At 65.0% G+C, this 22,853-nt stretch carries 23 protein-coding genes and 1 pseudogene; 7 read left to right on the plus strand and 17 right to left on the minus strand.

Annotation, left to right across the window (positions count from 1 at the left end):
- Complete coding sequence (locus BRA49_RS03025) at positions 1-684, minus strand: hypothetical protein (protein WP_292383326.1); 684 nt, start codon at positions 682-684, stop codon at positions 1-3.
- A 371-nt stretch (positions 685-1,055) separates the two neighbouring features.
- Here BRA49_RS03025 and BRA49_RS03030 point away from each other — a divergent pair, with 371 nt between their 5' ends.
- The gene (locus BRA49_RS03030) at positions 1,056-2,024 is read left to right on the plus strand and encodes an ABC transporter permease (protein WP_292383328.1); all 969 of its coding nucleotides are present in this window, start codon (positions 1,056-1,058) and stop codon (positions 2,022-2,024) included.
- A 31-nt stretch (positions 2,025-2,055) separates the two neighbouring features.
- Here BRA49_RS03030 and BRA49_RS03035 read toward each other — a convergent pair whose 3' ends face one another.
- Positions 2,056-2,721 (minus strand): cytochrome c biogenesis CcdA family protein, encoded by a 666-nt coding sequence (locus BRA49_RS03035; protein ID WP_292383329.1) that lies wholly within the window; start codon positions 2,719-2,721, stop codon positions 2,056-2,058.
- Between the two features lie 112 nt (positions 2,722-2,833).
- Between BRA49_RS03035 and BRA49_RS03040 the strand changes: the two are divergent.
- A pseudogene (locus BRA49_RS03040) lies at positions 2,834-3,724 on the plus strand (Na/Pi cotransporter family protein); the annotation flags it as partial.
- A 723-nt stretch (positions 3,725-4,447) separates the two neighbouring features.
- Here the strand turns inward: BRA49_RS03040 and BRA49_RS03045 are convergent.
- Genes BRA49_RS03045 through BRA49_RS03085 form a run of 9 tightly spaced genes read right to left on the minus strand, consistent with a single transcriptional unit; the run spans position 4,448 to position 13,339 of the window.
- The gene (locus BRA49_RS03045; RefSeq protein ID WP_292383331.1) at positions 4,448-5,551 is read right to left on the minus strand and encodes an ATP-NAD kinase family protein; all 1,104 of its coding nucleotides are present in this window, start codon (positions 5,549-5,551) and stop codon (positions 4,448-4,450) included.
- Complete coding sequence (gene trpA, locus BRA49_RS03050; RefSeq protein ID WP_292383332.1) at positions 5,548-6,381, minus strand: tryptophan synthase subunit alpha; 834 nt, start codon at positions 6,379-6,381, stop codon at positions 5,548-5,550. Before trpA ends, BRA49_RS03045 begins: the two co-directional genes overlap by 4 nt.
- Positions 6,378-7,550, minus strand: coding sequence for a tryptophan synthase subunit beta (gene trpB / locus BRA49_RS03055; RefSeq protein WP_292383334.1), 1,173 nt, complete (start codon positions 7,548-7,550; stop codon positions 6,378-6,380). The genes trpA and trpB overlap by 4 nt, the downstream gene beginning before the upstream one ends.
- Positions 7,547-8,107: a phosphoribosylanthranilate isomerase gene (locus BRA49_RS03060; RefSeq protein WP_292383336.1), complete on the minus strand. Its 561-nt coding sequence runs from the start codon at positions 8,105-8,107 to the stop codon at positions 7,547-7,549. The genes trpB and BRA49_RS03060 overlap by 4 nt, the downstream gene beginning before the upstream one ends.
- An 11-nt stretch (positions 8,108-8,118) precedes the next feature.
- Positions 8,119-8,874 carry an indole-3-glycerol phosphate synthase TrpC gene (locus tag BRA49_RS03065; protein WP_292383338.1) on the minus strand — a complete coding sequence of 252 codons (756 nt, stop codon included), beginning with the start codon at positions 8,872-8,874 and terminating at the stop codon, positions 8,119-8,121.
- Positions 8,871-9,887: an anthranilate phosphoribosyltransferase gene (gene trpD, locus BRA49_RS03070; RefSeq protein WP_292383339.1), complete on the minus strand. Its 1,017-nt coding sequence runs from the start codon at positions 9,885-9,887 to the stop codon at positions 8,871-8,873. The genes BRA49_RS03065 and trpD overlap by 4 nt, the downstream gene beginning before the upstream one ends.
- Positions 9,884-10,462, minus strand: a complete 579-nt coding sequence (locus BRA49_RS03075) for an anthranilate synthase component II (protein WP_292383341.1) — start codon at positions 10,460-10,462, stop codon at positions 9,884-9,886. Before BRA49_RS03075 ends, trpD begins: the two co-directional genes overlap by 4 nt.
- Entirely contained in the window at positions 10,462-11,970 is a 1,509-nt protein-coding gene (locus BRA49_RS03080) for an anthranilate synthase component I family protein (protein ID WP_348532071.1), read from the minus strand. Before BRA49_RS03080 ends, BRA49_RS03075 begins: the two co-directional genes overlap by 1 nt.
- Before the next feature lie 10 nt (positions 11,971-11,980).
- On the minus strand, positions 11,981-13,339 hold the full coding sequence (locus tag BRA49_RS03085) for a TrpB-like pyridoxal phosphate-dependent enzyme (protein ID WP_292383343.1): 1,359 nt from the start codon (positions 13,337-13,339) through the stop codon (positions 11,981-11,983).
- A gap of 135 nt (positions 13,340-13,474) precedes the next feature.
- Between BRA49_RS03085 and BRA49_RS03090 the strand changes: the two genes are divergently transcribed.
- Positions 13,475-14,080, plus strand: coding sequence for a metal-dependent hydrolase (locus BRA49_RS03090; protein WP_292383345.1), 606 nt, complete (start codon positions 13,475-13,477; stop codon positions 14,078-14,080).
- 5 nt (positions 14,081-14,085) lie between these two features.
- On the opposite strand, the gene BRA49_RS03095 is transcribed toward BRA49_RS03090, so the two are convergent.
- Positions 14,086-14,931 carry a class I SAM-dependent methyltransferase gene (locus tag BRA49_RS03095; RefSeq protein ID WP_292383347.1) on the minus strand — a complete coding sequence of 282 codons (846 nt, stop codon included), beginning with the start codon at positions 14,929-14,931 and terminating at the stop codon, positions 14,086-14,088.
- Positions 14,932-15,058: 127 nt separating this feature from the next.
- Here BRA49_RS03095 and BRA49_RS03100 point away from each other — a divergent pair, with 127 nt between their 5' ends.
- The 3 genes from BRA49_RS03100 to BRA49_RS03110 are packed head-to-tail and all read left to right on the plus strand — an operon-like array spanning position 15,059 to position 16,472.
- Positions 15,059-15,514 carry a spore germination protein GerW family protein gene (locus BRA49_RS03100; protein WP_292383349.1) on the plus strand — a complete coding sequence of 152 codons (456 nt, stop codon included), beginning with the start codon at positions 15,059-15,061 and terminating at the stop codon, positions 15,512-15,514.
- Between the two features lie 21 nt (positions 15,515-15,535).
- Positions 15,536-16,210 carry a DUF2953 domain-containing protein gene (locus BRA49_RS03105; protein WP_292383351.1) on the plus strand — a complete coding sequence of 225 codons (675 nt, stop codon included), beginning with the start codon at positions 15,536-15,538 and terminating at the stop codon, positions 16,208-16,210.
- Positions 16,203-16,472, plus strand: coding sequence for a hypothetical protein (locus tag BRA49_RS03110; protein WP_292383352.1), 270 nt, complete (start codon positions 16,203-16,205; stop codon positions 16,470-16,472). Before BRA49_RS03105 ends, BRA49_RS03110 begins: the two co-directional genes overlap by 8 nt.
- Before the next feature lie 5 nt (positions 16,473-16,477).
- Here BRA49_RS03110 and BRA49_RS03115 read toward each other — a convergent pair whose 3' ends face one another.
- The 5 genes from BRA49_RS03115 to radC all read right to left on the minus strand — a co-directional run bounded on the left by BRA49_RS03115 (position 16,478) and on the right by radC (position 20,903).
- Complete coding sequence (locus tag BRA49_RS03115) at positions 16,478-17,623, minus strand: ABC transporter permease (RefSeq protein WP_292383354.1); 1,146 nt, start codon at positions 17,621-17,623, stop codon at positions 16,478-16,480.
- A complete protein-coding gene (locus tag BRA49_RS03120; RefSeq protein WP_292383356.1) occupies positions 17,610-18,290 on the minus strand; it encodes an ABC transporter ATP-binding protein in 681 nt (226 codons plus the stop codon). The genes BRA49_RS03115 and BRA49_RS03120 overlap by 14 nt, the downstream gene beginning before the upstream one ends.
- 5 nt (positions 18,291-18,295) lie before the next feature.
- Complete coding sequence (locus tag BRA49_RS03125; RefSeq protein WP_292383358.1) at positions 18,296-19,432, minus strand: COG1361 S-layer family protein; 1,137 nt, start codon at positions 19,430-19,432, stop codon at positions 18,296-18,298.
- Position 19,433: 1 nt separating this feature from the next.
- Positions 19,434-20,090, minus strand: a complete 657-nt coding sequence (locus tag BRA49_RS03130) for a Yip1 family protein (protein WP_292383360.1) — start codon at positions 20,088-20,090, stop codon at positions 19,434-19,436.
- Between the two features lie 135 nt (positions 20,091-20,225).
- On the minus strand, positions 20,226-20,903 hold the full coding sequence (gene radC, locus BRA49_RS03135; RefSeq protein ID WP_292383362.1) for a RadC family protein: 678 nt from the start codon (positions 20,901-20,903) through the stop codon (positions 20,226-20,228).
- A 50-nt stretch (positions 20,904-20,953) separates the two neighbouring features.
- On the opposite strand from radC, the gene BRA49_RS03140 reads away from it, so the two are divergent.
- On the plus strand, positions 20,954-22,714 hold the full coding sequence (locus BRA49_RS03140) for a tetratricopeptide repeat protein (RefSeq protein WP_292383364.1): 1,761 nt from the start codon (positions 20,954-20,956) through the stop codon (positions 22,712-22,714).
- Positions 22,715-22,853: the final 139 nt, after the last annotated feature.

Raw genomic sequence — 22,853 nt, forward strand, 5'->3', positions numbered from 1 at the left:
CTACCCGTAGACTACGGACTCGGCTGCCGCGAGATCCTGCCGGGTGAACGCAATAAGAACCTCTTCTGGAGATGGTGGAGATCCCGGGCTCCGGTGGGGAGTGATCGTGATGGTGTACCAGCGCGCGTCCGGGCCGAACATCACTTCTTTCACCGGGCGGAATATTCCATCCAAGACCTCGTAGAGCCTTCCCCGGGTCTCGTTGTAGTGGTCCCCGTACGCGTTCACGCTCACAAGAAGCCTCATACCCCGGTCCCGGGAGGGAATATCCTCCAGGGCGATAGCGTCGACCTCCCGCAAGAGTTCAAGGGGGTGCACCCCCTGCACGGAAAAATTGAACTTCTGCGATTTGGCCGATACTGTTCCGCCCGGCCCCACATACGCCTCGTAGCCGTGCTGTTCGCCGTTCTTATCGCCGTAGAAGTAGAGCCATATCACCCGAATCGCGCCGTCCCCGGCGATGTTGGTCTCCAGTCGCAGCAGTCTCGCCGACTCGTTCTCGACGCCGGTGCTATCGACGGCGATCTCCCAGAGGTCCAGGATGGCCGGGTTGTACGCCGGGGACTCAAGATGGGTGATATTCTCGATACGGGTGACGTCCGGAGCCTCCGGTAAGATGAAGAAGTGCATGCAGGCGTAGACAGTTATTACTCCGACGGTGACGGCAAGGATCGGTCGTCTCATGGTAGTTCCGGGCCGATGGAACCGGCGTGGTTAAAGTCAGTATGGGACCGGCCGGGCTTGAAGTTTCCGAAATGTGACCGGTGCAGAGTATCGTCGGTGTACCGCGGCCACTGGTCGGATCCACTCCTCTCACGCCCCGACGTGTAGAGGAATGTGAGAGAAAAGGTATATGGAGTAACGATCCAGTCTCAAGACGGCAACACCCGTGGAAGTGCATCTGAGTAATCCTTGCCCGTTCCGGGCGGCGGAAAAACCTCGATTGTCACTTAAGGGGCGATGCCGCGTATTGTCGCGGGCCTGCGGCACTCTTGCGACCACGGACGGAGAACGAGCATGAAGATAGATATATGTACACTGACCGGTGATAACACATGACGGCGGAACGGGTCTTCACCGTGGCCCAAAAAGAGTTCACCGACCAGATCACGGGCTGGCGGTTCCTGGTGATCCTCGCCCTGTTCCTCGTCATCGCCCTGGTGGGAACCTACAGCGGGGTCGGGAGCTACGAGAGAGAACTGGATAGGTATGCCCAGCAACTGGCGGCGATGGAAGACCGGTTCGACGGACCGGCCGGGATGATGCCCGCAAAACCCCCGGTCGAGGGCATCTACTCCTCGATGTTCCGGACGCTGGTCTCCTACGGGGGGCTCCTTGCCATCGCCGTCGGGTTCAGCCTGGTCTCCGGGGAGAAGGAGTCCCGGTCGCTCAAAAGCCTCCTCTCCCACCCGGTCTATCGCGACGAGATCATCAACGGCAAGGCGCTCGGGGGCGTTGCGCTGCTCGCCCTCGTCGTCGGGAGTGTGCTCGCAATATCCACCGCGCTCCTCCTCGTCTTCTCGATCGTGCCCTCTTCCGGCGATCTGTGGATGATCCTGACCTACGCCGGCGTCATCCTCCTCTTCCTCGTGACGTTCTTCTCCATCGCGCTAGCCATCTCCACCCTCTGCCGGGAGAGCGGCAGCGCCCTGCTCCTCTCCGTGGTCGTCTTCATCCTCCTCGTCTTCCTGTTCCCCTACGCCACCACGCATATCGGGATGGCGCTCATGATGGAGGAGCCCGATCCGGCGGCATATGGTGGGGATATCTCGTCGGAAGGTTACCAGGCAGCAATCACGGCGTATTACGGTCAGTTTGACCTTATCCAGAGCATCGGAAACCTCGCATCACCGCAGATGGCAACCAATGCCCTCATCCAGGGGATCGCCAACGCCCCGACATCAGGGGCAACCCTTGAAGATACGCTCGGCGGGATATGGTCGAGTGTTGCGGCCCTGACCATCTACCCCGTCGCTTTCTTCGCCGTCGCGTACACGAGGTTCATGCGGATGGATATCCGGTGACCGCTCGTGAGAGGAGGGGGCTCTGTATCCCTTACCAAAACGCCAGATATAGGAAATAAACCCCGATCACGACGATCGCGACGCCAACGATCCGGTCGAAGGCCTCCCCGCTCACCCTCGCCTTCTCCTTGATCCTCTTCCCGACCGCGCCGCCGAGCGAGCTGATCACGATGAGGGGGATCGCGAGCCCCACGGCGTACACAAAGATCGTGAAGAGCCCCTCGATAGCCGTCTGGTAGAGCGCGATGTAGGTCAGGACGACGAGGAGCATCGGCGCTCCGCGCCCCACGGTGATCGCCCCGAACGAGAGCCCGAGGAGGAACGCTCCCGTAACGGAGTAAGATACGGGCGCCCGAAAGAGGTTGAAGATGCTCCGTATCGGCGGTTTGTAGACATGGAGGAGCTGCAGCCCCATCAGGATCATCAGCACCCCGCCGATCCCCCACGCGACGGTGTCACTCAAGAAAAGCAGGTACTCGCCGACGTATCCCGCGACCCCCCCGAGCGGCAGAAGGACGAGGACCGTGCCGAGCGAGAACGCCACAGTCAATTTGAGGATCCCGGCGAGCGTGAGGTTCGTCTTGCCGCTCGTCAGGTAGCCTATTAGCCCGAGACAGAGGACGCTGTTGCAGGGGCAGATCCCGGCGACGAGGCCGAAAACGAAGACGCCGAGGACCGAGGGGTCGAAGGAGGCCACGAAGAGAGGTTGGATCGGGAACGAAAATATACCTACGGTTCCGCACTCTCCGGCACGGAGATACATTTAGAGAGGTATTTCAGAGCAGAGGCTCCATACTCCTCGAACAGCAATGGTCCCGTGGGAGCTCGTATTCGCCGTCGTTCCTGGCCTGATCCTCTTCTTCTACGGGATAGAGAACTTCTCCCGGGAGATTCTCGCGGTCGCGAAGGGCAGCTTCGCCGCTGTCCTCGGCAGGGTGACGGCGCGGCCCATCCTCGCTGCGCTCCTCGGCGCCGTCGTCACCGCTCTCGTCCAGTCGAGCGCGGCGACGACGATCATCACCGTCAACCTCGTTAACACCGGGACGCTCTCATTCCTCCAGAGCCTCGGGATCATCATCGGCTCAAACATCGGGACGACCGTCACCGCCCAGCTCGTCGCCTTCAAGATGACGGCCTTCGGGCAGGTGCTGATCCCGGTCGGGTTCCTCGTCGGGATCTTCGGGCGGCGCTACCGGTTCCTGGGGAAACCCCTCTTCTACTTCGGCCTGGTCTTCTTCAGCTTAAACCTCATCTCCACGGCGCTCGCGCCGTTCCAGAACGATCCCGAACTCATCGGACTTATCACGGATTACTCGGCACTCCCGCTCGCCATCCTGATCGGGTTTCTCGTGACGACCATGATACAGTCGAGCGCCGTCACGACCGGGCTTGCCGTCGTCCTCGCCCAGCAGGGCCTGCTTACCCTCCCGCAGGCGATACCGCTCCTGCTTGGCGCGAATATCGGATCGACCACGACGACCCTGATCGCCTCGGCCCGGATGGGCCTCCACTCCCGGCGGGCGGCGGTCGCTCACTTCACCTTCAACCTCGGCGGTGTGCTCCTGATCTTCCCGTTCCTCGTGCCGTTCACCGATATCGTGACGACGATCGGCGGGACCGAGGCGCAGATGGTGGCGAACGCCCACCTCCTCTTCAACCTGATCACGGCAGGCGTCTTCCTCCTCCTCATCAGGCAGTTCGGACGGATCGTCGAACGGGTGGTGCCCGGGAGCGAGCCCGAGATCCTGATGCGGACACGTCACCTCGAGGGCGGCCTCCCCGACGATACGCACCAGGGATTCGACCTGATCCAGCAGGAGCTCAAGCACGCCCACGAGGTCACGCTCGACCTCTTCCGGGCGGCGATGACCTACCTCGCCACCTCAAAGGAATCGGACTACCAGATGCTTGAGAAACTCAAGAGCCTGAACAACTACCTGGACCGGAGGATCGAACAGGCCCTCCGGCAGATCTCGGCACGGCAACTCTCCGACGCGGAAGCGACCGAGGTAGTCTTCCTTGTCCGGATGTCAAACGAGATCGGGCGGCTCGGTTACCTTGGGGCGGATCTCGGAGAGTTTTTCCGCAGAGTGTCGCGAGACGGGAACGGTGTCTCTGCCGGCCGGGTGAAAAAGACCGAGAGTGTCTACCGGATCCTTGATGGGAACATCGTCGGGCTCGGGCTCCTCTTCCCCCGGATCCGGGATACGACCGTCGCGGAACTCCGCGCCCGGGACATCGAACTCCAGCGTGTCATCAACGAGCATTACCGCGAACAGCTCGTCAGTCTCAAGAAGGAGGGCGACTTCGGGAACAGCCGCTACCTCGAGGTCCTCTCCATCATCGAAGCAGCGAACGCCAAGGTGCGGGACCTTCGCAAACTCGCCGAGCAGTATTCGCGCGAGAAGGCGGTCGAGGCAACGTCACTCCGGGTGGATGACCCGCTTCCTCTGCGCCATCCGGTAGCCGGAGACGACCAGAAGAGAGTCCCCGACTTCCCGGTCGAGCGCCGCATCCCCGGAATCGACGTACAGCAGGGGGGTCCCGGCGAGCTTCCCCGGCGTGGCGACCACGATCAGGTTCGATAGCCCCGCTTTCCGGAGCACTGCGGGGCTTACCTGCTGGTTCCCCCTCCCGAGGATGAACCCCTGGGCGCCGATAGGGCTCACGACGATCTTCGCCCGCGGGTATCGCTCAAGGAGAGCGAGCAGCGTCCGTTCGTCGGCGTCGCGGGCGAGGGTCTCTCCGTTCCTGACGGCATCGACCCCGAGGAGGGTCGGGGCAAGCCCGAGCCGCTCCATGACCCGGGCCGTCGTGCTCCCGGCGCCGACGATAAAGAGGGTCTCCGGGAGCATGATTTCGGTGATAAACGCGGCAATATCATCCTTCGCCCGCTCCTCGTCCTGCTGCTCGAAGACCTGCTTCCCTCCTTGCGTCCGCTCCGGAATGTAGGGGACGCACGCGTAGCCGTAGAGCCGGGCCGCAAGGCGTCCGGAGCGGTAAGCCTCCTCGTCGACGTCCATCACCTCGGAGTCCCGGCAGGCGATCCGCCCGGCCTGCCGGATGAGGTCGGCCGCCGCCGAGGGATTGACCGCAAAGACCGCCGAGTACATCTTCACCCCGGCGGGAATACCGAGAATGGGGACCGACCGGCCTACGGCGTCAAAGACATCCCGGGCCGTCCCGTCCCCGCCGCAGAAGACGATCAGATCGACCCCGGCATCAAGGAACGCCCGGCACGCGGCCTTTGTGTCGGCGGCGCCGGTCGGCGTGCCGGGCTGGTAGAGAACGGTGAAGCGTTCGATCCCCGCCGTCACGAGAACGTCCTCCCCCATCGGCGCTGCAGCGGCGTACCATGTGATATCATCGTCGCGGAGGAGAGAGAGGGCCTGCATCGCACGATCGCCGGCACGCGGAACCGCGCCCCGGCGGAGGGCTTCCTCCGCCTGCCCGTCCGTCCCCTTCAGCCCAACGGCGCCGCCCAGCCCGGCGAGGGGGTTGACCAGGAGACCGATGGTCTTTTTCATCCCTCTACTCTTTTGTGCCGGGGTATATCAGGTTCGGGGTCGGGGACGAGACCGCCGCGTAGCGACCTGATCGCCGTCGCGAGCGCTTCGTCCATCGCGGCCTCGTCGCTTGAGTGCTCCTCGATGATCCGGACAAGGGCGCTCCCCACGATGACACCGTTTGCACCGGCTTCGACGACGATCCGAACGTGTTCCGGGCACGAGACCCCGAATCCGACGGCGAGTGGGAGGTTCGTCTTCTCCCGCACCGCGCCGACGAGGCAGGCGATACCGGGCGGGAGCCGGTCGCGTTCGCCGGTAACCCCCTCGAGCGAGATCAGGTAGACAAACCCGGAGGCCTCCCGGAGGATCGCGTGCTGCCGCTCCGGCGAGGTCGTCGGGGCGATGAGGGCAATCCGGTCGATGCCGTATCGGACGGCATGCGGCGCAACCTCGTCCGACTCCTCGACGGGGAGGTCGACGATGAGGACCCCGTCCGCATCGGCGGCGGCCTCCGAAAAGAACCGTTCGGGTCCCCGGCGGTGGACGACGTTGTAGTAAGTGAAGAGGACGATGGGAAGATCCGGTGCGTGCTTCCTGACCCGCCGGACGAGTGCGAAGACGTCGTCCAGGGTCGTGCCCGCCCGGAGAGCGCGGACATGCGCCCGCTCGATCACGGGGCCGTCCGCCACCGGGTCGGAATAGGGAACGGCGATCTCGAGGAGGTCGACGCCCGCATCGACCATCGTTGCGGCTACCCCGAACGATCTTTCTCCATCCGGGTCCCCGGCGACGGTAAACCCGATAAAGACCGGATTCTTCCGGGCAAAGAGCGCCTCAATCCGGCTCATGCCGCACCCCCGTGGATCATTGCAACGTCGGCGACGTCTTTGTCGCCTCTCCCGGAGAGGTTGATGACGATAATACCGTCACGGTCAAGGTCCCCCGCCGCCCGGAGAGCGTAGGCGACCGCGTGGGCGGACTCAAGCGCCGGGATGATCCCCTCGGTCCGGGAGAGATAGCGGAAAGCCCGGAGTGCTTCGGCGTCCGTGACCGCCTCGTAGCGGACCCTCCCGGAGTCCTTCAGCATGGCATGCTCGGGCCCGACCGAGGGGTGATCGAGGCCGGCAGCGATCGAGTGCGTCTCGCACGCCTGGCCGTCGGCGTCCTGGAGAAGATAGGAGAGAGCACCCTGGAAGACCCCGACCGAACCGGCCGAGAGCGAAGCCCCGTGATGGCCGGACTCAAGCCCCTCGCCCCCGGCCTCGACGCCGACGAGCCGCACGTCGTCGTTTGAGAACGGGGAGAAGATCCCGATCGCGTTCGAACCCCCGCCGACGCAGGCGACGACGGTGTCGGGGAGTCTCCCCTCCCGCTCGAGGATCTGCCGCCGCGCCTCTTCGCCGATGACCGACTGGAAGTCCCGGACGATCCGGGGGAAGGGGTGCGGGCCGACGCAGGAGCCGAGCAGGTAGTGGGTCTCCCGGAGGTTCGCCACCCAATCGCGCATCGCCGCGTTGATGGCGTCTTTGAGGGTCCGCGTCCCGGAGACGACCGGGACGACCCGGGCGCCGAGGAGTTCCATCCGGAAGACGTTGAGCGCCTGGCGCCGGGTATCCACCTCGCCCATGTAGACCTCGACCGGGAGACCGAGGGCCGCGCCCGCGATCGCCGTCGCGACGCCGTGCTGCCCGGCTCCGGTCTCGGCAATGAGCCGGCGCTTGCCCATGAACTTCGCCATCAGCGCCTGGCCGAGGGTGTTGTTCAGTTTGTGCGCACCGCCGTGGAGGAGGTCCTCTCGCTTCAGGTAAACCCGGCAGCCGAGGTCGCGGGAGAGGTTCCCGCAGTAGGTGAGCGGGGTCTCCCGACCGGCGTATTCGTGGAGGTACCAGGAGAGCCGGCGGGAGAACTCCGGATCCTCACGAACCCGGGCGTAGGTCCCCTCAACCTCGATCAGCGCGCTCATCAGGGTCTCGGGCACGTACTGCCCGCCGTATATACCGTATCGTCCTGGTTTCATAGATCGTTCATCATCCTGCATATCTTCACGAACGCCCTCATGAGGCGCTGGTCCTTGACTCCCGGCGCCGCCTCGACGCCTGAACAGACGTCGACGGCATACGGCCGGACTGCCCGGATTGCCGCGGCGACGTTGCCGGGGGCGAGCCCTCCCGCGAGGATGACCGGCACCGGTGAGGAGGCCACGCACTCCCGGGCATACTCCGGGTCGAACGCCCGCCCGGTCCCGTGGCTGTTATCGACGATCACCGCGTCGCAGTCGTCCCGCAGGGGTTCGCCAGGCGCAAGCATCCGGATGACCCGCACCCCCGCGTCGCGCGGCACGGCGAGACCGCCTGCCACCTGCACCGCGTCCGGGCGCAGGGCGAGGATTCCCGGCAGATCTTCGGGCCGGGTGGTCGAGGTGACCGCGACCGTGGTCACGAACGGCGGGACCGCCGCGAATATCTCACGGGCCACTTCAGGGGTCACCGAACGCGGCGAGGGGCTCGCGAGCACCACGCCGATCGCGTCGGCTCCGGCCGCCACGGCCAGGAGTGCGTCGCGAACGCTGGTCATCCCGCAGATCTTCACGCGAATACGAACCCCTCCAGTCGTTTGCGCCGGTCTCGCGCCGACATCAGGGCGGACCCGATCAGGAACGCGTCGCAGTGCCGGGAGAGGCTCCGAACGTCGTAGGGCCACGTGATGCCGCTCTCCGAGACCACGATCCTCCCCGCGTCGCGTGCCGCCCCCGCGAGGCGGACAGTTGTCGAGAGATCGATCATCATCGTCTCGAGGTTGCGGTTGTTGATCCCGATGAGGGTCGCATTCGTCGCGAGAGCACGCTCCATCTCGCTTCGGTCGTGGACCTCGACGAGCGGCTCGAGCCCGAGCGCGAGCGCCCCGTCGACGAACGTGGAGAGATGATCACCGAGCACCCTGGCGATCAGGAGGACAGCATCGGCACCGAGCGCCCGGGTCTCGCCGAGCTGGCGGACGTCGACGATGAAGTCCTTCCTGAGGATGGGGACACAGACCGCACGCCGCACCCGGACGAGGAACTCGGGGCTCCCCCCAAAGTAGGTGGGCTCGGTCAGCACCGAGAGCCCGGCGGCCCCGGCGACGACGAACTCCCGGGCAATCGCCTCGGGGGTGCAGCTGTCGTGGATCCTCCCGTGCGACGGGGAGGCGAACTTCACTTCAGCGATGATTGCATGTCTCTCCCCGCAGGTACGGATGGACGCTCCGAGGCTCCGGCGGGGCAGGGGATCGGGATCGCCGACCGGTTGATCGAGGTGCCGGAGGCGCTCGCGGGTCGATCGGACGATCTCGTCGAGGATCATGTTGCGCCTCCGGTCGCCTCAATAAGGCGGCGGAGCCGGTCGAGCGCCGCCCCCGAGTCTATCGACACTTCGGCACGGGCGATGCCCCCGGCGATGCCGTCGGCCTTCCCGCCGAGGTAGATCGCCGCCCCCGCATTGAGGAGGACGATGTCCCGGGCGGGACCGTTGTCGCCCGATAGGACAGCAAGGAGGGTCGCGGCGTTCTCCTCGGGCCCGCCTCCCCGGAGAGCGGCGACGGGCGAGCACGCGATCCCGAACTCCGTGCAGTCGAGTGTATACGTCGTTACCTCGCCGTTTCGGAGCTCCGCGACCGTCGTCGGCCCGGCCGTCGCGATCTCGTCGAGGCCTGCGCCGTGGACGACCATCGCCCGCTCCGCCCCGAGGTCGCCGAGCACCCGGGCGACCGGAAGGGTCAGGCGGGGGTCGTAGACGCCGAGCAGGTGGGATCCCGCGCCTGCCGGGTTCGTCAGGGGGCCGAGGAGGTTGAAGACCGTCCGTATCCCGATCTCCTGCCGGGCGAGCCGGGCGTACTGCATCGCCGGGTGGTAGGCCGGGGCGAAGAGGAACGCAATCCCGGCGGCCGCGAGGACGCCCGCCACCCGTTCGGGCGGGATCGCGACAGTGACCCCGAGCGCCTCGAGGACGTCGGCCGAACCGCACCTGCTCGAAACCCCGCGGTTCCCGTGCTTCACGACCGGGACGCCCGCTCCGGCCGTGACGAGGGCCGCAGCGGTGCTGATGTTGAACGTCTCCGCACCGTCGCCTCCGGTCCCGCAGGTATCCACCCGCGCCTCCTGAGCGGGAAGAGAGACCGGGACGGCGGCGGCCCGCATCGCCCGGGCGAACGCCGCGATCTCTGCAACTGTCTCCCCCTTCATCCGGAGTGCCGTCAGAAATCCGCCGATCTGGGCGGGTGTCGCCGCGCCCCGCATGATCTCCTCCATCACCCCTCCCGCCTCGGCCGAGGTGAGGTTCGTGCCTGAGGAGACCCGGACGATCGCCTCGCGAATCATGCCGCACCTCCCGGGCCGAAGAGGAAGTTCGCCACCAATCGGGTTCCCTCGGGGGTGAGGATGCTCTCCGGGTGGAACTGCACCCCCTCGATCGGGAACTCCCGGTGCCGGACACCCATGATCGCCCCGTCGTCGCTCTCGGCCGTCACCGCGAGGCAGTCCGGGACGGATGCCGGGTCGATGACGAGCGAGTGGTAGCGGGTCGCGACGAGGGGATCGGGCACCCTCGCGTAGATCCCCGCGCCGTCGTGCCGGACGAGCGACCGTTTCCCGTGCATCAGCCGATCCGCCCGGGCAATTCTAGCGCCGAAAGCAAGGCCGATCGCCTGGTGGCCGAGGCAGACCCCGAGCGTCGGGACGGTCCGGCTGATCGAGTCGAGAACCTCCCGGTAAAGAGCGGAGTCCCGGGGATGCCCCGGCCCGGGCGAGAGAACGACGCGATCGAACGATTCGGATCGGATCCGCTCAAACGGCGTATCGCTCTTCACCACGACCGGTTCCGCCCCGAGCACCCCGATCTGCTGGCAGAGGTTGAAGGTGAAACTGTCGTAACTGTCGATGACGAGCACCCGCATCACTCCACCTCCGCACCGAGCGCCGCAAGCATCGCCCGCCCTTTGTTCTCGGTCTCGATCCACTCCCGGCCGGGGTCGGAGTCGGCCACGATCCCGGCCCCCACCTGGACGGAAGCGACGCCGTCCTGCACGATGACCGTCCGGATGGCGATCGCGAGATCCATCGTGCTGGAAAAACCGATGTAGCCGACGGCCCCGGCGTAGATCCCGCGCCGGAGCCCCTCCGCCTCGCCGATGATCTGCATCGCACGGACCTTCGGGGCGCCCGAGACGGTTCCCGCGGGGAAACAGGAGCGGAGGGCGTCGAACCGGTCGCACCCCTCCCGGAGCCTCCCCGAGACCGTCGAGACGATGTGCTGGACGTGCGAGAACCGCTCGACGGTCATGAAGTCCGTCACCGAGACGCTCCCGTAGGCCGAGACCGCCCCGACGTCGTTTCTTGCAAGGTCGACGAGCATGACGTGCTCGGCCCGCTCTTTTTCGTCGCTGAGGAGTTCGGCCGCGAGCTGGTCATCCTCCGCCGGGGTTCGCCCCCGCGGCCGGGTGCCGGCGATCGGGACGGTCGTCACCCGGCCGTCCTCCACCCGGACGAGCATCTCGGGGCTGCTCCCGGCGACCGCCAGGTCGTCGAAGTCCAGGTAGTACATGTAGGGGCTCGGGTTTGTTGCCCGGAGCCGCCGGTAGACGGCAAACGGGTCGCCCTCGATACGGCAGGCGAGCCTCCGGGAGAGGACGGCCTGGAAGATATCTCCCGCCGCGATATGCTCTTTTATCCGGAGAACCGCGTCCGAAAACTCGTCCGGGGTGCAGGACGACGCCGGGGCGCCGGCCCTGCACGGCTCGCCCGGAGACGATGCGAAGAAAACACGAATCCGGCCTATCTGTTCGGCGATCGCCGCCCGGGCCCGGGAGTATTCCTCCTCTGCATCGGTCCCGTCGGCAACAAGCATGTTTGCGATGACCGCGAGCCGCTCTCTTTTGTGGTCGAGGGCGAGGCAGTCTCGCGCCAGCATGAACCGGGCGACGGGTTCCTCGCGGTCCTCCGCCGTCTCCACCCGTGGCATCGGGTAGAGAGAAGAGACGAGATCATAGGAAAAGTAGCCGGCAAGCCCGCCGGAAAACCTCTCGAGCCGCGAGGGAGCGACCCTGAACCGGCTCATGAACGAACGGACGGCGTCGAGGGGATCGGCCGCCTCGATGCCGGCGGCAACCTCGCGGATACGGGCGTTGCCGGAGACCGTCAGCGTGCCGTCAGGGGCAACGGCAACGGTCGCGGCCGGGGCGGTGCAGATGAACGAGTAACAGGCGGTCTTCTCGCTCCCCTCGAGCGACTCCAGCAGGAACCCGGACCCTTCGCGGAGAGAGGCGTAGAGGTCGGCCGGTGAAGACGCGGGGAGCGGAAGCTCCGTAAATACCGGGACGATGAGAGGCCGACCGGCCGCGTCCGCCGCGGCAACGGCCTCCTCGTATCCCGGGGTTGTGTTCAGCTCTCTTGGAGCGCAGTCCAGTCCACCGGCATCACCCCGTCACCGGCAGCCGGGCGAGCGACTCCTTGATCAACTCCGCCGGGTACTCGTAGTCGACGAGCGATCCCGCAAAGTAGGCTTCATAGGAAGAGAAGTCGAAGTTGCCGTGGCCGGAGTTGTTAAAGAGGATCACCTTCTCTTCGCCGGTCTCCCGGCACCGGAGCGCCTCGTCGATCGCGGCCTTCACCGCGTGGGCGGCCTCGGGCGCGACGACGATTCCCTCCGTCCGGGCGAACATCACGGCGGCCGCAAAGACCTCGTTCTGGTGGTAGGCGACCGGCCGGATCACCCCCTCGTGGGCGAGGCGGGAGACAAGCGGCGACATGCCATGGTAGCGGAGCCCTCCGGCGTGGATCGCCGGCGGGACGAAGTCGTGACCGAGGGTGAACATCCGCAGCATCGGGGTCAGCCCCGCAACGTCCCCGAAGTCGTAGGCATAGAGCCCCTTGGTCAGGGTCGGGCAGGCGAACGGCTCCACCGCAACGATATCCGTCTCGGGGTGCTTCCCGGTCATCTTATCGCCCGCAAACGGGAAGGAAAGCCCGGCAAAGTTGGTACCCCCGCCGACGCACCCGATCACCACATCCGGGTAGGCCTCCGCAACCGCGAACTGCTCCCGCGCCTCCTGGCCGATGATCGTCTGGTGGAGGCAGACGTGGTTGAGGACGGAGCCGAGCGCGTAGTTGGTGTTATCGTGACTCGCCGCGTCCTCAACCGCCTCCGATATGGCGATGCCGAGGGAGCCCGACGTCTCCGGGTCGCGGGCGAGCACCGCCCGGCCCGAACGGGTTTTTGGCGACGGGCTCGGGATGCACTCGGCGCCGTAGACCTGCATCATGCTTTTCCGGTAGGGTTTCTGCTCGTAGGAACTCCGGACCATGTAGACGGTGCATTCCATATCGAAGAGACCCGTTGCAAACGCAAGTGACGAACCCCACTGCCCCGCCCCGGTCTCGGTCGCCAGCCGCTCGATCCCCGCCTCACGGTTGTAGTAGGCCTGGGGGACGGCAGAGTTGGGCTTATGCGAGCCCGGCGGGCTCACACCCTCCCACTTGTAGTAGATCTTCGCCGGGGTCTTTAAGGCCGCCTCGAGCCGCCGCGCCCGGTAGAGAGGGCTCGGCCTCCAGAGGGTGAGGATATCGCGGACCTCGCCCGGGATATCGATGTAACGCTCCGTGCTCATCTCCTGCCGGATCAGTTCCATCGGGAAGATGTGGCGGAGGTCGTCGGGGACCGCCGGTTTTGCGGTAGCCGGATGAAGAGGCGGGTCCATGGGTCTCGGGAGATCCGCCTGGATGTTATACCACCGCTTCGGCATCTCCCCCTCGTCAAGGAGGATCTTCGTCTGCATACAGTATGGTACTCACTGTACAAATATATACATTACGCTACAAATTTGAACTATGTTGACCACCTTGGGGCGGCAGAGACGAAGCCCCGGCGGGTGACGGGTCAGGAGCGTGTCTCCGGGAAAAAGGGTATATGATTGCCCCACCACTGGATAGCGATGTATCTCCTCGCCCATGCCATGGCCGGCATCCTCATCGGTATGGTGCTTGCGGCGATCGCCGGCGACCGACGGGTTGTCGCGCTCGGCGCGCTCGGCGCCGTGCTCCCCGACCTGATCGACAAACCCCTCGGGCACATCATCCTCGCCGGGACGGTCAACTACGGAAGAATTTACTTTCACGGCCTCACCGTCTTCTTCCTCATCCTCATCGCCGGCCTCCTCCTCTACCACTACCGCCGGCGGATCGGCCTCCTCGCCATCGCCGCCGGCATGGCGAGCCACCAGTTCCTCGACGGCATGTGGCGGCACCCCATCGAGTGGTTCTGGCCCCTCCTCGGGCCACTCCCGCGCTACGACTATCCGGGAGGCTTCTTCTGGGACGCCATCCTGCGAGAACTCGCCCAACCGAGCGAGTGGCTCCTCTTCTTCCTGATCGTCGGGCTGTTTGTTGTCCTTTACCGGCAGGAACTCAGAACGCTCCTCACCCGGCTCGAGGAGTTCTCCACCCTCCAGATCTTCTTCGCCGCCATCGGCCTCACTGTCGTCGTCGCGCTGGCCGTGGGTGGGTTGTGTCTGCTCTGAGGGTCTCACCCCGGCTTTTGCCACCAGATCGAGGCGTAGGTCGAGGACCCGGCGAGGGCAAGCCCGTCGGCCTGTCGGACGAGATGCTCACGGAAGTAGTCCCGGAGAACCGCCCGCTGCCGCGGGGTCGTTACGCTCATCCGCGGTGCGAAATGCTCGACCGCATCCTCCACGGTCGCAAAGAGCGTCGTGCCCTCGAGCGGACGCATCAGGACGTTTGCGTAGATCCCCATGCCGTAGAGGATGTTGAAGAGACAGTCGGCCTTCGGCCTCGGATAATACGGCGCCCCGTGCAGGTCATCCCAGAGTGTGAGATAAAGCTGCTCCCAGAGTGGTTCGTCGGCGAACCAGTAGAGGTAGACCGAACCGGAGGCGACCGCATCCATCACGGCGAGGGCCGACCGGATCTCCGGCATCGAGAGTGAGAACGAGGCGACCACCCGATCGTAAGGCGGCGCGAGATCACGGGCCGGGTCGATCTCCTCCCAGAGGCCCTGCACGGTGGTGATGCCGGTGATCCCCTCTTGCTCCGCCGCCGCCCGGAGTTCGGCGAGCATCCCCTCAGCCGGATCGACCGCCGTCACCGCGGCACCGGCCCGGGCAAGCGGCAGGGCGAGGGTCCCGGGTCCCGACCCGATATCCAGCACCCGATCGCCGGGAGCGACGTTGAGGTCCTGCAGGGCCTCGGCGACCCGGGCGTTTCGGCCGGGCTCCGACCGGGTGGCGTACCGCCGGGCCTGTTCCCGTCCGCCCCAGAGATCGGCTCCTTCCCGGAACTCCGGGGTCGACCGGTTCAGGGTGAGCCTTCGCTTCCATATCTTGTTCCAGTCCGGGACGAGTTGATCCTTCATCCGCCTGTCGGTCGCCCTCCCGGGGTAAGTAGTTACCCATACGATTCCCGGAAAGCGACCTGCGACCATTGAAAAACCCCAACCATTATATACGTGGCCGAAGAGTGGAATATCTGTGGTGAACAGTATGACTGGTGAATCAATGCTCCAGCTAACCGTGGATCAGCTTGCACGAACTCTCTGCGCGAGTGCGGTCCTCGGTGCCCCGATCGAGGCCGGTGAGAGGGTAATCATACCGGTCGCTGAGTTCGGGTTCGCATTCGGCGGCGGCGAAGGCACGGGAGGGCGTAAGGAAGGCATGCAGCACGGTGGGGTCGGGACCGGTGGTGGAGGCGGAATATCGGCCGTCGCCCTGATCATCATCACCAGAGGCGTCCCCGGCCCTGAGGGTATCCAGGTGATCTCGCTGAAGAAGAAGAGTCAGATGGCCGAGGTGATCTCGACGCTCGGGGAGACGGTCGGCCCGCATGTCGAGAAGGTACTCGAGAAGGGCTCTGAGATGATGCAGCAGCGCAAGAATAAGATGCCCTGGGCCTCGGAGGAAGGAAAGGAGATCCCAATCGGCGGTGAAGAAGAGGCGTAAGGTTCTCTTACCCTCCATCCCATGGCTGCGACCGTTCTTTTCTTGATCCTGCTCGCCGTCGTCGTCATCATCCTCGCTCTCCTGCTTGCCCTCTACCTGGTCCCGGTGACCGTCTCGACGGTAGCCGACTGCAGGCGGGAGAGTGCCCGGGCGGTGGCAACCGTAGCCTGGGGCATCGTGGGGGGGCGGGTCCGCGTCGGAGACGGTGTGGGGGTGCTCGAGGTCCTCCTCGCCGGCCGGCCGGTCGTGACCCGGGACCTCCGGGAGGTGGCGGCAGCAGAACCGGCGAAGGAGAAGAAGGCCGAAGAACCGGGGCCGGCTCTTCCGGTGGGGGACTACATTGATGCCGCCGGCGACCTCTGGCCCCATATCAAGAGGATCCTGGAGGCTGTCTACCGGTCCCTCTACCTTGAGACGCTCCGGGGCAGCGTCACCCTCGGCCTCGATAGCCCCGCCGACACCGGCGTCGTCTACGGCTACTGCACGGCGGCCCGCTACGCCCTCTGGCCGGTGGAGGCGACCGACTTCGTGATGACCCCGGTCTTTAACGAGAGAGTCTTTGCGGGCACCTTCACGCTCAAGATGCAGATCCGCCGGCCGCTCCTGATCCTGGTCGCGGTCGCAAGGGCTCTCTGGCAGAAACCTGTCCGGCAGCGGCTCCGGCAGGTATCGGGAAGAGGTGCTCCGGGTGCCTGAGGAGAAGGGGAGCGGCGAGCCCGACCTCGTCGTCGGCGGCGGCCGCAGGATCGGCGGCCGATGCATCATCCCCATCATCAGGGCGTTTGCGGTGTACGGAGGGGGAACCGCCACGGTCAGCCTGACACCGGTTGCGCTCCTCGTCACCGAAGGAGAGGGCGAGTTCCTCACCCTCCTCCCGGGTGCGCCGCTGAAAACCGGGGAGACGATCGAGAAGCTCCGCGCCGATATCGAGCGGGAAAAAAAGAAGTGTACGGGGTAGGCCCGTCACTCGTGGCGCAACGCCTGGATCGGGTTTAACTGCGCCGCCTTCCAGGCCGGGTAGAGGCCGGAGGCCACGCTCGTCAGGACACCGAAGGCCATCCCGAAGACGATGTAGAGGAGGCTCGTCGGGTTGAAGAGGTAGTCGGGGTTCCCGACGAAGACCGCCGTCACCGCGTACCCGGCGACGAAACTGAGCACTCCGCCGATGGCGGCGCCCGCAAGGCCGAGGATCAGCGCCTCGTAGATGAACATCCGCATCACCTCGCTCCGGCGCGTGCCGATGGACCGCAGGACGCCGATCTCCTTGATCCGCTCGGTCACCGACATCAGCATCACGTTCAGGATCGAGACCCCGGCGACGATGAGGGATATCGCCCCGATGCCGGAGAGGAAGACCGTGATCGAATCTGCGGCCGCAAAGATGCTCTCCAGGATCCCGCGGGTGTCCATGACGTTGACGGTATCCTCTCGCCGGTTCATCTTCTGCTCGATCGACTCCTTGACCGCGTCGATGTCGTTGACGTCCCGGACCTTCACGATCACCTGGTCATACTCGTCCTCGTCGTAGTGGTTCGAGTACCAGGCATAGGGGACGACGATAGCGTAGTCGGGATTGATATCGAACCCCATCCCGCGCTCCTTGAGCACGCCCACCACCCGGAGGGTCTCGTCGCCGATCCTGACCCGGGCGCCGAGTTTCAGGCCGTTTTCCCTGCTGTTCGCGGCAAGCTGGCTCCCGATCAGGCATCCGGTGCCGGTGCCCTTCGGGTAGGCGCCGGACTCCACCTCGAGCAGAGAGACTATATCCCCTGCCGGGATCGCGTAGATCATCGCGCCGCTCTCCTTATCGCCCACAGTTATCTTATCGGCGTTGGTCGAGAAGGGTATCGCCACATTTGAGCCGACGGCGCGGGTGATATCGTTCATCTGCCGCTCGGTGAGTTTCCCGCCGCCGACGCCCGTCGCCGGGGAGACGATGATGGTGTCGCCGACATCGGTGACCATGTCGCCGAACATGAGGCTGATGCTGTTGCCCATGATGCCCAGAGACGCGATCGCGATCACGCCGATGACGATCCCGATGACTGCGAGGGACGACCGGAGCCAGTGGCGGCTGACATTCCGGCGGGCAAGGTCAAAGAAGGTCATTTACTACCCTCCCGTCGACAAGCCGGATCGTCCGGTCGGCGTAGTCGGTCATCCGGGGGTCATGGGTGACCATGACGACGGTCTTGCCCTCCTCGCGGTTCATCCGGTCGAGGAGATCCATGATCGCGGTCCCGGTCTTCGAGTCCAGGTTCCCGGTCGGCTCGTCGCAGAGGAGGAAGTCGGGGTCGTTCACGAGCGCCCGGGCGATCGCCACGCGCTGCTGCTGCCCGCCGGAGAGCTCGCCGGGCTTGTGGGTGAGGTGCGTGTCGGCGATCCCGACCGCCCGGAGGACGTCTTCTGCCCGTTCCCGGGACCCCTTCTGCCGGCCTTTCAGGATCAGGGGATACTCAACGTTCTCGACGATCGAGAGGAGCGGGATGAGGTTGAATTGCTGGAAGACGAACCCGATGTGGTCGCGCCGCATGAGGGTCAGATCGTCGTCGTCCATCCCGCTGATCCTCTTGCCGGCGATGGTGACCTCTCCTGAGGTCGGGACGTCGAGCGAGCCCATGATGTTCAAGAGCGTCGACTTCCCCGACCCCGACGGTCCCATGATCAGGACGAACTCGCCTTTCTCGATGGCAATATCGACCCCGGCGAGCGCTACGACGTCGCCGGCCGGGAGGGGGTAGACTTTCGTGACCGCATCAAAACTGATGACCGGCATCGTTGTTACGTCCGTCTCCAGGAGTAGTAGATGGTCCCGGCTATCCCGAGCGCAAGAAGCACGGCGACGATCACGCCGACGACCGGTATGCCGCCTTCCTGCTCTTCGAGGGGCATCGCCGCACCGCCGACCTCGACCATCCTCGTCGCTGTGTAGCGGTTGCCGTTGTCGTCCCGGTACTCGACGATGATCGGGACCTCCGTCACGCCTGCATCGGCCTTAAACGTCACCTCAAACGAGGAGACGTCGTCGGGATCGAGGGTCCCGATGACGTAGACCCGGAAGGGATCGGTGGGCGTTGCAGGTGCACCGGGGGTGACCAGCACCGACCGCGCGGACTCGAGGCCCACGTTCATGACGTCGCCCACGATCCGGTACCGCCCGGCCTCGGGCATGACTTCGACGTTGGTGATGACGGGGTCTGCCTGCCGTTTGTCCTCGCCGAAGGCGATCGGCAGAACGAGATCGGTGGTGCGGGTGTTGATCCCGTTATGCCAGACCACCTGGAACGTGACGTCCGTCTCCGCGGCGGGGGTCAGGTTGAAGGTGACGGTCCCGGAGGCGTCGGGGGCGAGAGCGCCGATAAACCCGCCGGTCGGGGTGGCGGTAAAACCGGTCCCCTGCGGGACGACCTGGACGCCGGAGGCAGCGTTCGGGCGGGGGTTGCCGACCCGGACGGTGATATCGGCCGTCCGTCCTTCGGAGAAGGCATCCGGCTTACTGATCACCGACGCGCTGAGCGGGGTATCTTCGACCCGGATCGGGATCGGGTAGCGGAGGCTGCCGGCGCCGTCACGGAAGTCAAGGACGAACGGGGGGAAGAAGGTTCCCTCCCCTCCGTCCGCACGGACGGTGAAGGTGAACGTCCGGTTGGTGCCGGCACCGATATCTCCGACCGAGAGGTAGGGGTCATTCAGGGCCACGACCCCGCTGCTGTAGAGCCGGGCGCTCCTGACGGCGACAGGCACGGCACCGTGGTTCGCGACCGACACCGTGAGCGTCCCGGTATCGCCCTTCATAAGGACCGGGGGGTCAAGCGAGAAAGCGGTCACGGTGATGTCCGCCGGACCGGCGCTGGCCGGGCCGGCGAGCGCCATAACAGCGCAGAGGAGTGATAGGATAACAAGATAAAGCGGTTTCATATTACAGCCACCCGGTGAGTGTGATGAGGAGGTAGAGGATATAGAGGCCCACGGGTATCCCGACGGTGAGGGCCGCGTCCCGCGTGGAGAGGTTCCGCGCGTACTTCATGCCGAAGATCCATATGTTCGCGCTCCAGACCATGAAGAGAATGGTCACGATTCCGGCAATCTGCGCGAGGGGATCGGTCGCCAGAGTGCTCGCGAGGCTCTCGGAGAACTCCACAATCTGCTCGGGAGTTGTTGCGGCGGGGATGGTCAGGTTCGAGAGGAGCTGGTAGGAGAAGACGGCCCCGATGATACCCCCGAAGACCTGGGGCAGGAACCCGTAGCCCACAAACTCCAGCGTCCGTGTGAGCGATCCCTGGCCCTTGAAGACCATTGAGATAAGATAGAAGACGATGCCGAAGACGAACCAGTTCAGGAACCCCCCGATGACGCCGAAGGCCGCAGCAAACACCGCCCCGATCATCCCGAAGGCCTGCATATCTGCAGGGAGCATGGCAATGGTTATATTCACTATCAGTACGGCCGAGACCGCACCGATGAGCCCGATGACGAGCGCGATCAGAGCCGGTATCTTCAGGCTCGGCTCGCCCTGCATACGCCCTTCAAAGAAGCGTCCGGGGTTGAGCAATACCCGGAGAAGTCCTGTTTCCATGTGTGTACCTGTGTACTTCTGACCTATGAGAAGAGATAAAGTTTGTTGGGAGGCTTATCTGATACGTTCGCATATCTTCAAAAACTCGAAGATCTCCGAATTGACAGCTGGAAAACGGGGGGTGCCGGGCTCCCGTTAGAGGTGCCCGATCTCTTTTAAGCTCACGTACCCCTTCTTCGTGACGATGACGTGGTCGAGGACCCGAATGCCGAGGATCGATCCGGCCTCGACGAGTTGCCGGGTGATGCCGATATCCTGGGTGGAGGGTTCCAGGGTGCCCGAGGGGTGGTTGTGGACCAGGATGACCGAAGCGGCGCGGTCGGTGATCGCCTCGGCAAAGACCTCCCGGGGGTGGACAAGGCTCTGGTTCAGGATCCCGACGGTGACGGTCCGGCGCTCGATCACCTCACCGGCGCCGTTGAGGGTGATACAGAAAAAATACTCCTGTTTCTTGTCCCGCCATTTCGCAACAAGCGGGAGCACGTCCCCGGGACAGGTGATCCGGCATCCCGAGACGTCGTTATCCCCGAGATATCGCCGCCCGATCTCGAAGCACGCCATGATCTCGCAGGCTTTTGCCGAACCGACTCCACCGATCTCAAGGAGCGCGTCGTATGACGGGCTGTCTTTATCCTCCTTGACCTTATCCAGGTAGGCTTTGACCTCGCCCGCAACCTGCGAGACATCCCGCCCTTTCGTGCCCCGGCCGAGGAGGAGGGCTATCAGTTCAGTATCGGTGAGCGCCTCCGGCCCACGTGTCGCCAGTTTCTCACGCGGACGATCGCGGTTCGGGATATCACGCATCTTTTTCATGCCCATCCGTCCTGATCGGGGTACCCTATCCTCGATTTTGATCCAGGAGCATGTATACGTTTTCAATCGATCCCGAACACCTGGAGGAGACATTACCCGGGAGAGTCGCCCTCCCGGGCGCTCTACCGAAACGCTTTTGTTTGGGGACCGCTATCTCTCACGAAGTGGAACTCCCCTGGAAGAGCGCCGACGCCTGGTGCGGAAAAGGACAGGCATTCTGTGAACAGGGGCAGTACGACCGGGCCATCGAGTGTTACGACCGGGCCATCGATCTCGACGCCGGCGCAGACATCTGGTATCACAAGGGGCGTGCCCTGACCTCCTCCGGGCGCTACCAGCCGGCGATCGGGTGTTTCGACCAGGCCATCAGGCTCGACCCGACCTCTGCCCGATTCTGGTACGCCGGGGGACGGGCGTTTTACGGCCTGAAACAGTACCGGGAGGCCGCTGAGTACTGCGGCCGGGCGGTGGAACTCGCACCGGACTGCGCGGACGCCTGGCTCACCCGGGGACATGCTTTCAAGAGCATGGGGCGAGCCTCTGAGGCGATCGACTGCTACGACCGGGCCATCGCCATCGACCCGGGCCGGGTCGAGGCGTGGTTCGCCCGCGGAACGGTGCTTGCCGCCGAGCGCCGGTACGACGCGGCGCTCGACAGTTACGACCGGGTCATCGCGCTCGACCCCCGGAACGCCGACGCCTGGTATGCCCGGGGGACGATCCAGATCCTGCTCTCCCGGTACGGCGACGCGCTCGCCTCCTATGACCGGGCCCTGGCCATCGACCCGGACCACGCCGGCGCCTGGTACACCCGGGGATGCACGTTCGCGGCGCTTCAGCGCTACGAAGAGGCTATCGGGTGCTTCGACCGGGCTCTCGTCCTCCGTCCCGACGACGACGGTGCCTGGTACAACCGGGGCCGGGCACTGCAGAGCCTGGAGCGCTACGAGGAGGCGCTCGCCTGCTTCGACCGGGCGTACCGGATCAGGCCGGAGCAGACCGGGATATGGTTCCACAAGGGCACGGTGCATAAGAGGCTGAAGCGTTACGACCAGGCACTTGCCTGCTTCGACCGGGCCCTCAGGGAGAACACCGCCGATACGGAGACCTGGCACCAGAAGGGGCTCCTCCTCTTCACCCTGAAACGCTACGCGGGGGCTATCGAGTGCTTTGACCAGGCACTCAGGCTCCGGCCCGACCATACGGATGCATGTTACTACCGGGGCGAGAGTTACTATGCACTCGCGAACTACGGGGCGGCGGTCCCCTGCTACCAGGCCGTTGTCCGGGCGGCGCCCGAAAACGCCGTCGCCTGGAACAACTACGGCAACGCACTCTATCAACTCGAGCGCTACGAGGAGGCACTCGTCTGCTACGAACGGGCGCTTGAGATCGACCCGGAGAACACCCGGGTCTGGAAGAACAAAGCAAGCGTCCTCTCCGTTCTTTCGTACTATGACAGGGCGCTTGTCTGTTACGATCGGGAAATCCTGATCCACCCAAGGAATGCGGATGCCTGGTACAACAAAGGTCTTGCACTCTTCATCCTCGGGCGGTACGGCGAGGCCGTCACATGCTACACGCGGGCGCTCGAGGTCGATCCCGCGAGGGCCGGGGTCTGGAACACAAAAGGAAACGCTCTCGTCCTCCTGGACCGCTACGAGGAGGCGCTCGCCTCCTATGACCGGGTCCTCGCGATCGACCCAAACGACGCCGAGGCGCTCACCGGAAAGGCGACGGCGCTCATCCATCTCGACCGCTCGGCGGAGGCGGTCAGGTGCTACGAGAGGCTGAAGCGGCTGAAGCGGTGAGTGGGGATTAACCGGTGCTACCCCGGGGGGAGGCCGCCTCCGGCAACCTCTCGACCCGGGACGCTTTTGCAGTCTGGTCTTCGGTGAGCAGGAAGACGCACGACTGCTCGTACCCCCGGTCTCCCCGCCTCCCGCGCGG

Origin of the sequence: Methanoculleus sp. UBA430, assembly GCF_002506585.1 — an archaeon.
GTDB lineage: Archaea > Halobacteriota > Methanomicrobia > Methanomicrobiales > Methanoculleaceae > Methanoculleus.

Coding starts and splice junctions, on each gene's coding strand:
- BRA49_RS03125 (WP_292383358.1), bottom strand. CDS start 19,432: ATGAAACCGCTTTATCTTGTTATCCTATCACTCCTCTGCGCTGTTATG.
- BRA49_RS03065 (WP_292383338.1), bottom strand. CDS start 8,874: ATGATCCTCGACGAGATCGTCCGATCGACCCGCGAGCGCCTCCGGCAC.
- BRA49_RS03140 (WP_292383364.1), top strand. CDS start 20,954: ATGTATACGTTTTCAATCGATCCCGAACACCTGGAGGAGACATTACCC.
- BRA49_RS03030 (WP_292383328.1), top strand. CDS start 1,056: ATGACGGCGGAACGGGTCTTCACCGTGGCCCAAAAAGAGTTCACCGAC.
- trpB (WP_292383334.1), bottom strand. CDS start 7,550: ATGAAACCAGGACGATACGGTATATACGGCGGGCAGTACGTGCCCGAG.
- BRA49_RS03075 (WP_292383341.1), bottom strand. CDS start 10,462: ATGCGGGTGCTCGTCATCGACAGTTACGACAGTTTCACCTTCAACCTC.
- BRA49_RS03025 (WP_292383326.1), bottom strand. CDS start 684: ATGAGACGACCGATCCTTGCCGTCACCGTCGGAGTAATAACTGTCTAC.
- trpD (WP_292383339.1), bottom strand. CDS start 9,887: ATGATTCGCGAGGCGATCGTCCGGGTCTCCTCAGGCACGAACCTCACC.
- BRA49_RS03060 (WP_292383336.1), bottom strand. CDS start 8,107: ATGACCAGCGTTCGCGACGCACTCCTGGCCGTGGCGGCCGGAGCCGAC.
- BRA49_RS03105 (WP_292383351.1), top strand. CDS start 15,536: ATGGCTGCGACCGTTCTTTTCTTGATCCTGCTCGCCGTCGTCGTCATC.
- BRA49_RS03120 (WP_292383356.1), bottom strand. CDS start 18,290: ATGCCGGTCATCAGTTTTGATGCGGTCACGAAAGTCTACCCCCTCCCG.
- BRA49_RS03100 (WP_292383349.1), top strand. CDS start 15,059: ATGACTGGTGAATCAATGCTCCAGCTAACCGTGGATCAGCTTGCACGA.
- trpA (WP_292383332.1), bottom strand. CDS start 6,381: ATGAGCCGGATTGAGGCGCTCTTTGCCCGGAAGAATCCGGTCTTTATC.
- BRA49_RS03115 (WP_292383354.1), bottom strand. CDS start 17,623: ATGACCTTCTTTGACCTTGCCCGCCGGAATGTCAGCCGCCACTGGCTC.
- radC (WP_292383362.1), bottom strand. CDS start 20,903: ATGAAAAAGATGCGTGATATCCCGAACCGCGATCGTCCGCGTGAGAAA.
- BRA49_RS03130 (WP_292383360.1), bottom strand. CDS start 20,090: ATGGAAACAGGACTTCTCCGGGTATTGCTCAACCCCGGACGCTTCTTT.
- BRA49_RS03045 (WP_292383331.1), bottom strand. CDS start 5,551: ATGAAAAAGACCATCGGTCTCCTGGTCAACCCCCTCGCCGGGCTGGGC.
- BRA49_RS03095 (WP_292383347.1), bottom strand. CDS start 14,931: ATGAAGGATCAACTCGTCCCGGACTGGAACAAGATATGGAAGCGAAGG.
- BRA49_RS03085 (WP_292383343.1), bottom strand. CDS start 13,339: ATGCAGACGAAGATCCTCCTTGACGAGGGGGAGATGCCGAAGCGGTGG.